A 14,233-nucleotide genomic window follows, 5' to 3' on the forward strand; every position below is an offset into this window, starting at 1 on the left:
CCCTTTCCGATTACTTTTGCCATAAATAAACAAGAAGTAACTAAACAAATTGCAGGAGAAAAACCATGAATATTTTTGGCATTGGTTTGCCGGAAATGGCAGTTATTTTTACGATCGCCCTATTGGTGTTTGGTCCGAAAAAATTACCTGAAATCGGCCGGAGTATGGGGAAGGCAATTCGGGGCTTTCAAGACGCTTCGCGGGATTTTGAGTCGGAATTCACGCGGGAAGCTAAGCAGTTAGAAGAAGCAGTAGCAACTAGCCGCAAACCGGAAACTGAAAAACTCACGGCGGCTACTCCCAAGGAAGATAGCACAGACATTTAAATGAACAACACTCAGAAGTCGGAAACACCAGCGGAGTTAGTGATTCCCCAGCTAATAGTTGGCTTGGGAAATCCCGAACCTAAATACGATCGCACCCGACACAACATAGGCTTTAATGCTGTCGATGCCTTGGCTAAATCTTGGCAGATTTCGCTGTCGGAAAATCGCAAATTTCAAGGCATATTTGGCGAGGGAAACCGGCCGCGGGGACAGAAAATCCGTTTGCTGAAACCGCTTACTTACATGAATCTGTCGGGTCAAGCGATTCGGGCGGCGACGGATTGGTACAAAATACCTGCGGAATCGGTATTAATAGTATACGATGATATGGATTTGCCGATCGGGAAATTGAGAATGCGGCTTGCCGGTTCTGCCGGCGGACACAACGGCATGAAATCGACAATTTCTCATTTGGGCACAGACAAATTTCCCCGCTTGCGGATTGGCATCGGCAAACCTCAAAACGATGCTGCTAAAAATGAGAAAGATACGATTTCCTTCGTTTTAGGAAAATTTTCCTCAGAGGAAAGTCAGTTAGTAGAGAAAGTGCTTAAACTGGTTGTAGAAGCTGTGGAACTAAGCCTGCACCAAGGAGTAGAAAAAGCCATGAGCCTTTACAATAGTCGCACAATTGCAGAAACAAACGCGGAAACAAAAAGGTGAGTTCGAGACGTTTGCCTGAAACAACTGCATATGTCCGGGTTACTGGTCAATCTTGGCAAAAAGGCACGATTGAGGGTGAAGTGACTGCCGGCAATTTTGAGTGGCAGTTTCAGTGGCGTTTCACGTCAGAAAAAACACTGATACTTGAGCCTTCTCAGGGTAGGGCATTGATTCAGGAACCGCTGCACCGTTTTCTGGAAAAATGGGATTATCAATTAGAACCAGGTGGCGATTATTCGTTTACGGTTCGGGCTGAGTTTTAAAATCTTGGTAATGGGAAATGGGGAAAAGGCAATGGGGAATAAAAACTTCCTCTAGTAAAATATCCCGATGCCAGTCATTCTTTAATTAATTATGGGGAATTGCTGTAATGGGAAATTGCGAAACGGTAATCGGGAAGGCAAACTTTCTCTAGTAGTATCTCCCGATTCCAGTAATTCTTTAATTAAAGCAGGTGGCGTCCCTTCTCGGTAAGGCCCGCAATAATACATTGTCAAAACAGCTTTGTAAGCCCAGTGATTGGAAGGTACATCGGTAAAAGGATTTGGCAGGGTTTCAGCCCGATTCTGCACGCAAGCATTGAGAATTTGTTCTCGCATTGACTGCACTTGACCTAAAGAATTATTGGGCTTTATTGGTGCAGGATTTTGCGCCTGTGCGGGAGATGAACAACAGGCACTAACTAGCAGTATAATTGTGGAAACGATTCTGAGTTTAAGCATCTAATTTCCTCTTGTGCGACAATATATCCTAACTTCCACTGCATTCCCTGAAAACTATGCTGGGTCGTACCCTCCGCAATCATTATCAAATTATCAAATTCTTGGGGAAAGGCGGTTTTGGGCACACGTACCTAGCCAAAGATTTAGACTTACCCGGACATCCCCAGTGCGTTGTCAAACATCTTAAACCGCAAAACGCTGACCCTGACCTTTTGCTGATTGCCAGACGCTTATTCGACGCAGAAGCACAAACTCTGTATAAATTGGGTAAGCTACACGACCAAATCCCCAAGCTTTCCGCCCACTTCGAGGAAAATGGGGAATTTTATTTGGTGCAAGATTTTATCGCCGGACACGACCTTACGAAAGAACTGATTCCAGGTAAAAAATTAAGCGAATCATATACTATTAAATTATTGCACGATATCTTAGAAGTTTTAGCAATTGTTCATCAGCAAAAGGTGATTCATCGCGATCTTAAACCTGATAATTTAATGCGTCGCCAAGATGGTAAAATTATCTTGATTGATTTCGGGGCTGTCAAGGAAATTAGCGCAATGGTTGTTAATGCTCAAGGGCAAACTAGCTTAACTATTGCAATTGGTACTGCTGGTTATATGCCGAGCGAACAAGCGAAGGGCAAACCTAAACTGTGTAGCGATATTTATGCAGTGGGGATGATTGGGATTCAAGCATTGACTGGTCAACATCCTCATACCTTAGCAGAAGATCCGCAGACGGGAGAAGTTATTTGGCGAAATCGGGCGCAAGTTAGTAATAATTTAGCAAATGTGTTAGATAAAATGGTGCGCGACAATTTCAGTCAGCGTTATCAAAATGCAGAGGAAGCATTGCAAGCAATTTTATCTTTGTCGCGGTCTTTCCCGCCACCACCGCCACCACCACCGCCACCGACACGAACGGTGTATCAAAGTTTGGGGAACAAATCGCCTCAACCTGTAAAAGTATTGTCAAATTCCCTAAAAACAGTTCAATTTGAAACGGTGACAGTGAATTCAAAGGGGCAAATCATCAAGCGCAGCCAAAGTCAAGCACAGGTTTTTACAGAAACTATCGCCAATGGCGTTACTTTAGAAATGGTTTCTATCCCCAAAGGCAAATTCAAAATGGGTGCACCTGCAAGTGAAGCAGAAAGCGATGACTATGAAAGACCTCAACATCAGGTGACAATCAAACCGTTTCTGATGGGGAAATACCCGATTAATCAAGCACAGTGGGCAGCAGTAGCTAAATTGCCCAAAATTCAGTATTACCTTAAACCCGACCCTTCTCACTTCAAGGGTAAAAACCTGCCTGTAGAAAACGTTTCTTGGAATGATGCTGTTGAATTTTGTGTGAGATTGTCTCAGAAGACGGGTAGAAGCTATCGCCTTCCTAGTGAGGCGGAATGGGAATATGCTTGTCGGGCTGGGACAACTACTCCATTTCATTTTGGGGACACAGTTACCCCGGATTTAGTTAATTATCGTGGCAATAATTCCTACGGTTCTGCACCGAAGGGAATCTATCGTGAAACAACAACTGCTGTGGGTAGTTTTCCACCCAATAGCTTTGGACTTTATGATATGCACGGGAATGTCTGGGAATGGTGTCAAGATATTTACCACGATAATTATAACGGTGCGCCGAATGATGGAAGTGCCTGGGAAAGTGGTGGAGATAGTAATTACCCGGTGCTGCGTGGTGGCTCCTGGCTCAACTATGCGGTCAATTGCCGTAGTGCCAATCGTGGCTACAACTCGTCGGATCTCAGGTGGAGGAGCTGGGGTTTTCGCGTAGCGGTTGCTTCGGTTTCTTCGTCGTCCTAGTTTTCCCCGCGAGGACTCTTCTTTGCTATTTTGCCCTTTTGCTCTTTACTCTTTTTTCTTTTTCACTTTTTTGGTGACCTCTGGTGACTCGATTTTTTTTTGCACTCGTGGATGCACTCCCGACAAAGAAACCGGGTTTTTTACTTAATCTGTGGAGTACAGCGAAGGATATCCTCAAAAAACCCGGTTTCTGGGCACCTGTGCGTAAGTTCTGTTTGGGAAAATCACTGTCATTGTGTCAATGCTTTCTGTATAGACAAGTCTGCTGAAATAGTCTGGTTTATTTACGGAGGAGTTGGTGCTGATTTAGGATGGGTTCCAGCGTAGTAAACTATTTTTTTTTCAGATTCACCGCCGAACAGATTATAATTAGAAATATTGATTTTTCTCACGAATAGTCGCATAGGAGATTTACAAAATGAATAACCTATTAGCAGAAACTTTTGCCACCGTCTCTCAACTACCCGAAGCAGAACAAAATGCCATAGCATCCTTAATCTTACAAAAGATATCAGCACCCAGAGTCGCGCCTTTCCTCATTTCCCAATCAGACATTGAAACCCTAGAAAAATTATACATTTTCCGAGACAAAACAGAAGTTATTGAATTTATTAACAAATATCCGTTTTTACTTCCCGTTGTGCTAGAAGCACCCGTTCAGATTAGCAATTATTTTCCCGAACAAAAACTATTACTTCAAGTCATCAATGACCCCGAAATCCCTAACTATGTTCATCTGGTTCTCTCAATCATCTTGACAGACCTCGATCCCGATGAAGCAATGGATAGAGAAGACGAATTGCGTAAAAATTGGTCTAGGGAATTATCCCATGAAATTCGGGAGCATTTTTATACGATTTTGGAATATACTGATGAGTTTTGATTGGTCGCAATACCTAAATTTAGCAAAAGAACTTGCTGGTCAAGCAACTATTCCTGCTGAACAGGAGGCGCGATTGAGGGATGCTATCAGTCGTTCCTATTATGCTGCTTTTATCTTAGCGCGGAACTATTTGCGAGATAAACAAGGTCATTCCCTGCCAAAAACTAGCGATATTCACCGCTATGTTTGGCAAGAATTTGATATTAATCCTGACTCAAGATATCAATTAATCGCCGATAATTTAGCAGTGTTGCGCCGATATCGAAATCAAGCAGACTATGACGATAATTTTCCCTTATTATCTGCGATTGCTACTATTGCGCTCAAGCGTTCTCAAGAAATAATTTATAACCTAAATAATCTCTAAATATCAATTTAATCTGATAATGCTTTTTTGCTGGAGTCGGGTTTGTTGCTGGATAAGCCGGTGGAGTCATGGATCAAAATTTGGTGGATAAATCGGCTCAAACTCCAACGCTAAAAGTTGAAATAGCCTGGTTTATTTACGGAGGAGTTGGTGCTGATTTAGGATGGGTTCCCGCGTAATAAACAAGCACCTTGCGTTTGTGTTCATCCGGTACATAAAATACTCTGTCTGAACTTGTTACTTCATATTCCCACGCACCTTGATAAAGTTTGCCTTTTAACGGAAAAACTCTCCTCGGTTTTCTCACCATCGGGCTAGTACATAAATCTTGATAGCAGCGACGAGCATTTTCAGGGACACGTAACAATAAAGCTTCCCAATCCCGGTTAACCCGTCGGTTTTTTGCTACTACTAACCAGGGCGATTCAGGCAATTGCGCGATAATTTCGGCTGCATTTTCTTGAGTAGATAGGGATGTTCGGGGTGCTGTAAGTGCTTCTTCAGGCGGGATTACCAACTCGGAAAGCACGGGTACAGGTGCGGAAAGTTCTTCAGAGGAAACCCCGCTTTCTGAATCGTCTGGAGTGGGTGGAGTGTGCGTCATACCTGAGTCGATTCAGTAGTGCTTTCTATTTGAGGTGGTGTCAGCAAAACTTCGTCAATTTCATCGCTGAAAGCTGCTGCGAGTTCCGGGCTAGAAATTGCTTTAGCGCTTTCATGCCATTCATGAATTACAATCTCAATCTGATTCCACGCGCCCGATTCCGACTCAGCAAGTCGGTAAGCTTTTTCTAATTCAGCAATCAATTCGCTGAGTTCATCTGAGTCAAATGCTGTCAGCCAGTGATAGGGATTTTCTGAACTAATCGCTTCTCCCAATCGCAGCCGGTAAGCAGCGGCAGTCACTTCAAATACAGTCAAAGAAAGCGTCGCAGCTTTGACCCACAACGTCATCTCTTCCCGGCGCAGTAAAGCAAAATGCTGGTCGTTGCGAGTGATAGTGACAGGGTGCTCCATCGCCAAATCTAGAACTCGATTCGGTTGCTGGTTCAATTCTGTTGCGGTAATTAATTCATCGCCGTAAACAAAGCGCGAAGATTCACTTAGCATGGTTTTTGCGTCTGTATGAGTTCAGTATAACACAATTAACATCAATAATAAATGATTTGGGTTAGCGATAGCAAGGCTGATGCACTTAAAGAGCTATTCTGATAAGTTAAGGTTAGTGGCAAGTAAGGCAATGTACTTAATGCACCCAGTTGCGGAGCGATTTCAGTAAACGTAAATCTGACTTTATCAACCATAATTTACTGCTTTTTAATCTGATCAAGCCTTTGCTAAAACAGCAGCAGATTCAAAATAGTTGTAGGAGTTTGTGCTAGATAGTTTGCTTTAATTTTCTAGGAAAATTATGTGTGATTATTGGAGTAATTTCGATTGGATAAAATGCAGTAGTAAAAGTTTGTCAGCGTGAGGCAAATGCTTCAGGTGTGGTAGAAGTTCAGCAAGCTGCATAAAAATTTCCCAAGGTTGGTTGTAGAGTAGAGGAATCGGCGGTTGAAACCGCGTCTAGACAAACGATGTCCCTCTCTAAGAGACTAAAGAATAAAGGCTAAAAATTTGGGAAGAAGGACTAAAGTCCTGACTGCGAACCTTTTGAACGTTCGGACATCTGCCGCATTCCCACAGCCAATACGCTCAAAAACAACAGCCCGATCGCCCCAGCTAGCGGATTGCCGTTAACTCCTGTCACCCAGTCGGGAACAGATGCCGAATATCGCACTAACTGCCCGATGTTAATCATGTAATATCCCCAGACTAAACCTGCATGAAGCCCGATCGACAAACCGAGGCGATTTTGGCGCGATCGTTTTCCCCAAACCAGAATCAAACCCAGCAACAACAACCCCGGAAACTGCGGCCAACTCTCCAGCATTGCCGCGACAGGTTTGATAAAATGAGATAGGGCAAACACCAGGCTATTCACCCACAGAGATATTTTATAATTGTAATCCCGCTGCAACTCGTCCAGCAACCAACCACGGAATACCAACTCCTCCGCAAAACCGACTCCAAGGGCGCTTAACAGCCCTTCTGCGATGATTCTCGGCAAATTATCAGAATTTTGCCACGCGACTAAGCCGAACAGCCCTTGCACCGCAAATAAGCTGAAAGTGAGCAAAAGTCCGATCGCCAATCCGATTAAAAGCTCAAAACCGTTTTTTCGCGTATTGATTAAACCGTAACTTTTGAGTAATTGGGTTTGTCCGTAAACCTTTTTTCCCCAGATCCGCACCAAAAAGAGAAACTCTGTAAACAACAGCGCCATAGTGAGAATAGTTGCAAGGTTGCTATCTTTAACTAACAAGTAAATTGGTGCTGCTAGGGGCAACCAGATTGCTAGCAAAATTAATATAAAAATTATCACACGTAAAAGAAATGGATAACTGGCTATTATTTGGAGGCGGTTAATCATTGTTGTAAATGAGTTGAAATTGGGTAAATCGGCTTATTGGTCTGTCGGACTGTCCGACAGGGGTTAAAAACCCCTGTCTCATAGCGAAAGTCCTCTCAAAGAGGACTGAAATTTATCACAATCTAATTTAGGTTGGCAGTCGGTTTTAACTCACATCTTGCACCATTCTCAATTACTTGTTTAGGAACAGGCAAGATGCCTGTTCCACAAGAAGACTCATTCTTTGTGGAACGGGCATCTTGCCAGTTCTTGACAAGGGTGCAAGATATCAGTTTTAACCGACTTTTGCTATAAGACGGGGATTTAAATCCCCGGCGGGCTTGCGGGTGAATGCGAGAACTTTTGGCTGAGTCAGGCTTGAGTAAATCCGAGAGTTAGAATTTGGTAAATCCGAGAGTCAGGCTTGAGTAAATCCGAGAGTTAGAGTTGGATAAATCCGAGAGAATGTACAAAGCAGACGGAAAAAGCTAGAATGGCATCGTATCGGTTGAAACTTTAAATGAAGCAAAGCTATAACATAAGGTAACAATGACTGAAGCCTCGGATTTTTCAAATGTCGATCGCGAATTAGATGACACAATTTTAAGCTTCGCAGACATTCAGGCAGAACTCAACCTGCGCCACGCTAAAGATGCTCTGCGAGATATAGTAGAAAATCTCGACTTGACAGTTCAAGAGCGAACTGGACTGGAACCGGAAATTGGCGGGTTGGAGAAAATGCTCGACAAGCTAGAGCGCGCTTGCGTGCAAATAGCTGTGTTTGGGATGGTGGGAAGGGGAAAATCTTCGGTTTTGAACGCGCTGCTAGGTCAAAATGTGTTTGAAACTGGCCCGACTCACGGGGTGACTCGCACGACGACTATCGGGCAGTGGGATGTCGGAGAGGGAATTGATGAGAATTTGCCCGATGGCTTACGCCCCGCTACGCTACGACTTTCGCCAGTTATTTACCGTTTGTCGCAAGTAGAATTAATCGATACTCCGGGAATAGATGAAGTTGACGGCGAAACTCGCGAAATGTTGGCGCGTCGCGTTGCTCAACAAGCAGATTTGATTTTGTTTGTAGTTGCTGGCGACATTACAAAGGTGGAATACGCAGCACTTTCGCAGTTGCGGGAAGCCGGAAAACCGATGTTATTAGTGTTTAATAAAATTGACCAGTATCCTGATGCAGACAGGCTGGCAATTTATCATAAAATTCGAGACGATCGCGTGAGAGAATTGTTGTCTCCCGATGAAATTGTGATGGCGGCGGCTTCGCCTTTGACGGCGAGGGCGGTGCGCCGGCCCGACGGCAGTATGGGCGTGCAAATGACTCGCAGTTTGCCACAAGTGCAAGATTTAAAATTAAAGATTTTGGAGATTTTAGACCGAGAAGGCAAATCTTTGGTCGCGCTGAATACGATGCTCTGTGCGGGGGATATTAACGAGCATTTGGTGCAGCGAAAAATGGAAATTCGCGATGAGGCGGCTAATCGAATTATCTGGAACGCGGTAATGACTAAAGCTGTGGCGATCGCACTTAATCCAATTACTGTAGTTGATATTCTTAGCGGTGCGGTAATTGATGTGGTGATGATATTAACTTTATCTAAAGTTTACGGCATTGCGATGACGGAAGCGGGCGCGGTGGAATTGCTGCAAAAGATTGCGATTAGTATGGGGGGAATTACTGCGGGCGAATTGCTGGCTAATTTTGGTTTGAGCTCGTTGAAAGGATTGTTGGGTTTGGCGACGCCGGCGACGGGGGGTTTGGCTTTAGGGCCTTATTTGTCTGTGGCGGTGACGCAAGCTGCGATCGCGGGGGTTTCTTCCTATGGTATCGGTCAAGTTACTAAGGCTTATTTGGCTAATGGTGCTTCTTGGGGAGATGATGGGCCAAAGGCTGTTGTGAGCAAGATTTTGTCTTCTTTGGATGAGGATTCTATTTTAAATCGGATTAAGGAAGAGTTGCGGGCTAAGTTGGATTTGGGAAGTGTGGAAAAACAGAAATTGCAGTGAGAAGAAGGAAGGCACGACACTGATTTTGACACGGATACACAGATTAATTATCGACAGTGAGTAGTTATTTGTTATTTGTGAGGAACTACCAATAACCAATGCCCAATGCCCAATGCCCAATGCCCGATGCCCAATGCCCGATGCCCGATGCCCGATGCCCGATGCCCAATTCCTAATATTATGTTACTAACCATCTCTACAACTCGCGTACCTGCTACAGATTTGGGTTATTTGCTGCACAAACATCCCGATCGCCATCAATCCTTTCCGATGACTTTCGGGCAAGCCAGCGTGTTTTATCCAGAGGCAAATGCAGAAAGGTGCACGGCGGCTTTACTCTTAGATGTCGATCCGGTTGCTTTGGTGCGGGGCAAGTCGAAATCCGGCGATCGCCCCCTCGAACAATACGTGAACGATCGCCCCTACGTTGCCTCTTCTTTTCTGTCTGTCGCCCTCGCCAAAGTCTTTAGTACAGCTCTATCCGGTCGCTGCAAAGACCGCCCAGAACTCGCAGAAACAGCTATTCCTTTGACAGTTAATCTGTCGGTTTTGCCCTGTCGCGGTGGCGAGAAGTTCCTGCGGCAAATGTTTGAGCCCCTGGGCTATCAAGTCGCAGCAAAACCCCTGATTCTTGACGAGCAATTTCCCGACTGGGGCGCGAGTCCTTACTTTTCTGTGGAACTGCAAAATACAGTTCGTTTGGCGGATTTGTTAAGCCATCTTTACGTGCTAATTCCCGTCTTGGATGACGACAAACATTATTGGGTGGGCGATGATGAAATCGAGAAGTTATTGCATCACGGCGAAGGTTGGTTGAACGCGCATCCCGCCCGCGAACAAATTGCCAACCGCTATCTGAAACGCCAGCGCCGTCTGACGCGAATTGCTGTGGCACAGTTAGCAGAAGAAGATAATATTGACCCTGAGTATCTCGAAGTTTCTCATCAGCAAGAAGAGGAAGTTTTAGAACAGCGAATTAGCTTGAATCAAGAGCGTTTGGAAGCTGTGACGGAGGTTTTAAAGCAAAGTGGTGCTAAGCGAGTGGTAGATTTGGGCTGCGGTGAGGGAAAACTGCTGAAACTGCTTTTGAAAGAAAACTCGATCGAACAAATTACAGGCGTCGATGTGTCCTTTCGGGCATTGGAAATTGCCAGGGAACGTTTGCAAATCGATCGATTGTCTCCCGCAAAACAATCTCGGATTCAACTACTTCAAAGTTCGCTAATTTATCGGGACAGCCGCTTGACTGGTTTTGATGCGGCGGCGGTAATTGAAGTGATCGAACATCTGGATTTAGAACGGTTAGCTGCTTTTGAGCGGGTTTTGTTTGAATTTATCCGACCGAAAAGTGCGATCGTCACAACTCCAAATATTGAATATAATGTTCGCTTTGAAAACTTGCCAGCGGGCAAATTTCGCCACCGGGATCACCGCTTTGAGTGGACAAGGGCCGAATTTCAAACTTGGGCGAAAGGGGTTGCCGAACGGTTTGGCTGTGGGGTAGAGTTTCGTTGTGTGGGAACCGAAGATTTAGAAGTAGGTTCGCCTACGCAAATGGCAATATTCGCCCAGTGAAAATAATACGGACAGTCTGTTTGTGCTTACAATATAGTTAAACTTGGAAAAAAGCAGGCTTCCGCTATGAGTAAATCTATTCAAACCCAGATCGTTGAAATTGACAATTCTCAGGGCATTCGCATTCCCAAATCTTTGTTAGAGCAAATTGGTATTAGCGAAGCAGTAGAAATCGAAGTTCACGGCGATCGGATTGTCATTCGTGCAGCCCTAAAACCGCGTGTCGATTGGTACGTCATTGGTTCAGCCCAAAAACCGCCTGCCGATTGGATCGTCATTGGTGCAGCCCCAAAACCGCGTGCCGGCTGGGAGGAAGCGTTCGCAAAAATGGCAGACCAACATGATGATGTCCTTCTTGATGATGTCACCACTACGGAGTGGGAGGAGCTTGAGTGGGAATGGTAGTCAAACGTTTTGATGTTTTTGTAGTTAAGCTTGATCCCACCGTTGGCAGTGAAATTCAGAAAACTAGACCTTGTTTGGTGATTTCACCAGATGAGATGAACAAGCGCATTGCCACTGTCATCATTGCTCCAATGACAACGAAGAGGCGACCATATCCCAGCCGCATAGATTGTCATTTTCAAGGCAAAGATGGGCAAATCGTCCTCGATCAAATTCGGACTGTTGACAAAAATCGATTAGATGAATATCTCGGTCAAATCAGCGCTGACGAACAAAAAGCAGTTTTAGATACTTTGGTACAGATGTTTGCTGAATAATATTATTAAATGAAAATCACGATTCCCGAACTATCCCTAGTCGTTCTCATCGGTGCATCCGGTTCCGGCAAATCCACCTTGGCGCGGCAGCATTTCCTACCTACAGAAATCATTTCATCGGATTACTGCCGCGGTCTGGTTTCCGACGACGAAAACAATCAAGCGGCCACCGCTGATGCTTTTGAAGTATTGCATTTAATCGCGGCTAAACGTCTGGCCGCAGGTAAGCTAACTGTGATTGATGCCACCAACCTTCAGCCGGAAAGCCGCAAACCTTTGTTGGAATTAGCCCGAAAATACCATTGCTTTTTGGTTGCTATTGTGCTAGATTTACCAGAAAAATTGTGTGCCGATCGCAATCAACAACGTGCAAACCGCAATTTCGGAAATCATGTAATTCGCCGCCACGTTCAGAATTTAAAGCGATCGCTCAAATCTCTAGATAGGGAAGGATTTCGCTACGTTTACGTCCTCCGTTCCCCAGAGGAAATCGACGCCGTAGAAGTCGAAAGACAACCGCTGTGGAACAATCGCAAAGGCGACTGCGGCCCTTTTGACATCATCGGTGATGTTCACGGATGCTGCGACGAATTGGAACAATTGCTGCAACACTTGGGCTATCAAATTATCGAAAAATCCAGCGAATCCGATTGGGGGAATTTTCCCACCTACGCGCACCCAGAAGGGCGTAAAGCCGTGTTTTTGGGAGATTTGGTCGATCGGGGCCCGCGCATTCTCGACACCCTCAAACTCGTGCGAAACATGGTACTCGCAGAAACAGCTTTATGCGTACCTGGAAACCACGACATCAAACTGCTGCGAAAACTCAACGGCAAAAATGTCAAAATCAACCACGGACTCGAACAAACCTTAGCAGAAATTGCCGCTTTACCGGATGAATTGCGCGAATCAGCAGTACGAGAAATTCGCCAATTTTTAGATAGTTTGATTGGGCATTACGTCCTCGATGGCGGAAAATTAGTCGTCGCCCACGCTGGGATGAAAGCTGAATTTCAGGGACGTGCATCGCGCCGCATTCGAGATTTCGCCTTGTACGGAGAAACAACTGGCGAAATCGATGAATTCGGCTTGCCCGTCCGCTACAATTGGGCCGCCGAATATCGAGGTCAGGCAGCGGTTGTTTACGGACACACCCCCGTTCCAGAAACAGAATGGTTGAACAATACTGTTGATATTGACACTGGCTGCGTTTTCGGAGGCAAACTAACAGCTTTGCGGTATCCCGAAAGAGAATTTGTCAGCGTTCCCGCTGCTAGAATTTACTGCGAACCTGCCAAACCGATCCTCTTTCAAGACAGCCCAACTCCACTTAACAATAGAGACATTAATTCACCCGCGATCGATAGCGGTTTGGCGGCAGTGAATCTCACCGCCCAACAGCAGTTTGATGACGTACTGGACATTAGCGACGTACTCGGAAAACGCATCATTTCAACTCGCCTGCAAAGTAACATTACGATTAAAGAAGAAAATGCGATCGCAGCCCTAGAAGTAATGAGTCGGTTTGCCGCCAATCCCAAATGGCTGATTTATTTACCGCCCACAATGTCTCCCGCTGCTACCTCCAAAAAACCAGGACTTTTAGAACATCCAGCCGAAGCATTTAGCTACTACCAACAGCAGGGCATATCGACAGTTGTGTGCGAAGAAAAGCACATGGGTTCCCGTGCAGTTGCGATCGTTTGCCGCGACGCATCGGCAGCTTTACGCCGCTTTGGCATTCTCAGCGAGAGTATGGGCATTTGCTACACCCGCACGGGACGGCATTTTTTCGATAATTCTACCTTAGAAAGAGAATTTTTAGCGCGGGTAAATGTCGCTCTCACTGCCAGCAATTTTTGGGAGAAATTTCAAACTGATTGGGTGTGTTTGGACTGCGAATTAATGCCTTGGTCAGCCAAAGCTCAAGGTTTATTGAAAGAGCAATACGCCGCCGTGGGAACAGCATCTCGTCACGGGTTTGCGGAGGCGATTAAGAACTTAGAACAGGCAAACCAGCGGGGAGTTGAAATCAATTCTTTGCTAATCAGCTATCAAGAGCGAGCCGAACTAGCCGATCGCTATGTTCATGCCTATCAGCGCTACTGCTGGCCAGTAAAATCGCTCTCCGACCTCAAATTAGCACCTTTCCACATCTTGGCAACCGAGGGAACTGTTCACACTGACAAAAATCACTGTTGGCACATGGAACAGATTTCACAAATTTGTCAAGCTGACCCGGAATTCCTGTTAGCTACTGAATACAAAATAGTTGAAATTGCAGATTTTGACAGCCAATTGGCGGGGATTCAATGGTGGGAAAAACTGACGGCGGCGGGAGGCGAAGGAATGGTTGTTAAACCAATGGATTTTATTGTGAAAAATAGCAAAGGACTTGTACAGCCTGCGGTAAAATGTCGCGGTAAAGAGTATTTGCGAATTATTTATGGTCTGGAATATTCTTTGCCGGAACATTTAGAAAAACTGCGATCGCGCGGACTTTCCGGCAAGCGTTCTTTGGCGTTGCGAGAGTTTGCTCTCGGTATAGAAGCATTGGAGAGATTTGTTGCGGGTGCTCCTTTGAGACAAGTTCACGAGTGCGTTTTCGGAGTTTTAGCGATGGAGAGCGAACCTGTCGATCCGAGGCTGTAATCGGAAGGTAGAAAGCA

The 14,233-nt window shown here is 45.3% G+C and carries 15 protein-coding genes; 11 read left to right on the forward strand and 4 right to left on the reverse strand.

Features of this window, described 5'->3' with window-relative positions; genetic code table 11:
- Positions 1–65 precede the first annotated feature (65 nt).
- From QUB35_RS10705 to QUB35_RS10715, 3 genes are read left to right on the forward strand one after another with little or no spacing between them, the layout of a single operon-like run.
- Positions 66–326, forward strand: coding sequence for a TatA/E family twin arginine-targeting protein translocase (locus tag QUB35_RS10705; protein ID WP_333141910.1), 261 nt, complete (start codon positions 66–68; stop codon positions 324–326).
- Complete coding sequence (gene pth, locus QUB35_RS10710; protein ID WP_015176009.1) at positions 327–989, forward strand: aminoacyl-tRNA hydrolase; 663 nt, start codon at positions 327–329, stop codon at positions 987–989.
- The gene (locus tag QUB35_RS10715) at positions 986–1,252 is read left to right on the forward strand and encodes a DUF3146 family protein (RefSeq protein ID WP_332958583.1); all 267 of its coding nucleotides are present in this window, start codon (positions 986–988) and stop codon (positions 1,250–1,252) included. The genes pth and QUB35_RS10715 overlap by 4 nt, the downstream gene beginning before the upstream one ends.
- Before the next feature lie 81 nt (positions 1,253–1,333).
- On the opposite strand, the gene QUB35_RS10720 is transcribed toward QUB35_RS10715, so the two are convergent.
- Entirely contained in the window at positions 1,334–1,711 is a 378-nt protein-coding gene (locus QUB35_RS10720; RefSeq protein ID WP_333141911.1) for an S-layer protein, read from the reverse strand.
- A 56-nt stretch (positions 1,712–1,767) separates the two neighbouring features.
- Between QUB35_RS10720 and QUB35_RS10725 the strand changes: the two genes are divergently transcribed.
- From QUB35_RS10725 to QUB35_RS10735, 3 genes are all read left to right on the forward strand, one after another.
- Positions 1,768–3,540 (forward strand): bifunctional serine/threonine-protein kinase/formylglycine-generating enzyme family protein, encoded by a 1,773-nt coding sequence (locus tag QUB35_RS10725; protein ID WP_333141912.1) that lies wholly within the window; start codon positions 1,768–1,770, stop codon positions 3,538–3,540.
- 418 nt (positions 3,541–3,958) lie between these two features.
- Positions 3,959–4,423, forward strand: a complete 465-nt coding sequence (locus QUB35_RS10730; protein ID WP_333141913.1) for a hypothetical protein — start codon at positions 3,959–3,961, stop codon at positions 4,421–4,423.
- Positions 4,413–4,790: a HEPN domain-containing protein gene (locus tag QUB35_RS10735; protein ID WP_333141914.1), complete on the forward strand. Its 378-nt coding sequence runs from the start codon at positions 4,413–4,415 to the stop codon at positions 4,788–4,790. Before QUB35_RS10730 ends, QUB35_RS10735 begins: the two co-directional genes overlap by 11 nt.
- Before the next feature lie 136 nt (positions 4,791–4,926).
- Here the strand turns inward: QUB35_RS10735 and QUB35_RS10740 are convergent, their stop codons facing one another.
- The 3 genes from QUB35_RS10740 to QUB35_RS10750 all read right to left on the reverse strand — a co-directional run bounded on the left by QUB35_RS10740 (position 4,927) and on the right by QUB35_RS10750 (position 7,266).
- Entirely contained in the window at positions 4,927–5,394 is a 468-nt protein-coding gene (locus QUB35_RS10740) for a hypothetical protein (protein ID WP_333141915.1), read from the reverse strand.
- Positions 5,391–5,900 carry a hypothetical protein gene (locus tag QUB35_RS10745; protein ID WP_333141916.1) on the reverse strand — a complete coding sequence of 170 codons (510 nt, stop codon included), beginning with the start codon at positions 5,898–5,900 and terminating at the stop codon, positions 5,391–5,393. The genes QUB35_RS10740 and QUB35_RS10745 overlap by 4 nt, the downstream gene beginning before the upstream one ends.
- A gap of 523 nt (positions 5,901–6,423) precedes the next feature.
- Complete coding sequence (locus QUB35_RS10750) at positions 6,424–7,266, reverse strand: type II CAAX endopeptidase family protein (protein ID WP_333141917.1); 843 nt, start codon at positions 7,264–7,266, stop codon at positions 6,424–6,426.
- Between the two features lie 528 nt (positions 7,267–7,794).
- Here QUB35_RS10750 and QUB35_RS10755 point away from each other — a divergent pair.
- The 5 genes from QUB35_RS10755 to QUB35_RS10775 all read left to right on the forward strand — a co-directional run bounded on the left by QUB35_RS10755 (position 7,795) and on the right by QUB35_RS10775 (position 14,216).
- The gene (locus QUB35_RS10755; RefSeq protein WP_333141918.1) at positions 7,795–9,267 is read left to right on the forward strand and encodes a GTP-binding protein; all 1,473 of its coding nucleotides are present in this window, start codon (positions 7,795–7,797) and stop codon (positions 9,265–9,267) included.
- Between the two features lie 105 nt (positions 9,268–9,372).
- On the forward strand, positions 9,373–10,842 hold the full coding sequence (locus QUB35_RS10760; RefSeq protein WP_333141919.1) for a 3' terminal RNA ribose 2'-O-methyltransferase Hen1: 1,470 nt from the start codon (positions 9,373–9,375) through the stop codon (positions 10,840–10,842).
- Between the two features lie 66 nt (positions 10,843–10,908).
- On the forward strand, positions 10,909–11,247 hold the full coding sequence (locus QUB35_RS10765) for an AbrB/MazE/SpoVT family DNA-binding domain-containing protein (RefSeq protein WP_333141920.1): 339 nt from the start codon (positions 10,909–10,911) through the stop codon (positions 11,245–11,247).
- The gene (locus QUB35_RS10770) at positions 11,241–11,564 is read left to right on the forward strand and encodes a type II toxin-antitoxin system PemK/MazF family toxin (protein WP_333141921.1); all 324 of its coding nucleotides are present in this window, start codon (positions 11,241–11,243) and stop codon (positions 11,562–11,564) included. Before QUB35_RS10765 ends, QUB35_RS10770 begins: the two co-directional genes overlap by 7 nt.
- Before the next feature lie 9 nt (positions 11,565–11,573).
- Positions 11,574–14,216 (forward strand): polynucleotide kinase-phosphatase, encoded by a 2,643-nt coding sequence (locus QUB35_RS10775; protein ID WP_333141922.1) that lies wholly within the window; start codon positions 11,574–11,576, stop codon positions 14,214–14,216.
- Positions 14,217–14,233 lie beyond the last annotated feature (17 nt).

The sequence above is a fragment of the Microcoleus sp. B13-B6 genome, assembly GCF_036705405.1.
Lineage (GTDB): Bacteria > Cyanobacteriota > Cyanobacteriia > Cyanobacteriales > Microcoleaceae > Microcoleus.

Excerpts from the sequence above, each read along its gene's own strand:
- QUB35_RS10755 (WP_333141918.1), top strand. The coding sequence starts at position 7,795 with ATGACTGAAGCCTCGGATTTTTCAAATGTCGATCGCGAATTAGATGAC.
- QUB35_RS10775 (WP_333141922.1), top strand. The coding sequence starts at position 11,574 with ATGAAAATCACGATTCCCGAACTATCCCTAGTCGTTCTCATCGGTGCA.
- QUB35_RS10770 (WP_333141921.1), top strand. The coding sequence starts at position 11,241 with ATGGTAGTCAAACGTTTTGATGTTTTTGTAGTTAAGCTTGATCCCACC.
- QUB35_RS10750 (WP_333141917.1), bottom strand. The coding sequence starts at position 7,266 with ATGATTAACCGCCTCCAAATAATAGCCAGTTATCCATTTCTTTTACGT.
- QUB35_RS10735 (WP_333141914.1), top strand. The coding sequence starts at position 4,413 with ATGAGTTTTGATTGGTCGCAATACCTAAATTTAGCAAAAGAACTTGCT.
- QUB35_RS10745 (WP_333141916.1), bottom strand. The coding sequence starts at position 5,900 with ATGCTAAGTGAATCTTCGCGCTTTGTTTACGGCGATGAATTAATTACC.
- QUB35_RS10725 (WP_333141912.1), top strand. The coding sequence starts at position 1,768 with ATGCTGGGTCGTACCCTCCGCAATCATTATCAAATTATCAAATTCTTG.
- QUB35_RS10730 (WP_333141913.1), top strand. The coding sequence starts at position 3,959 with ATGAATAACCTATTAGCAGAAACTTTTGCCACCGTCTCTCAACTACCC.
- QUB35_RS10740 (WP_333141915.1), bottom strand. The coding sequence starts at position 5,394 with ATGACGCACACTCCACCCACTCCAGACGATTCAGAAAGCGGGGTTTCC.
- QUB35_RS10705 (WP_333141910.1), top strand. The coding sequence starts at position 66 with ATGAATATTTTTGGCATTGGTTTGCCGGAAATGGCAGTTATTTTTACG.
- pth (WP_015176009.1), top strand. The coding sequence starts at position 327 with ATGAACAACACTCAGAAGTCGGAAACACCAGCGGAGTTAGTGATTCCC.
- QUB35_RS10765 (WP_333141920.1), top strand. The coding sequence starts at position 10,909 with ATGAGTAAATCTATTCAAACCCAGATCGTTGAAATTGACAATTCTCAG.
- QUB35_RS10720 (WP_333141911.1), bottom strand. The coding sequence starts at position 1,711 with ATGCTTAAACTCAGAATCGTTTCCACAATTATACTGCTAGTTAGTGCC.
- QUB35_RS10760 (WP_333141919.1), top strand. The coding sequence starts at position 9,373 with ATGCCCAATGCCCAATGCCCGATGCCCAATGCCCGATGCCCGATGCCC.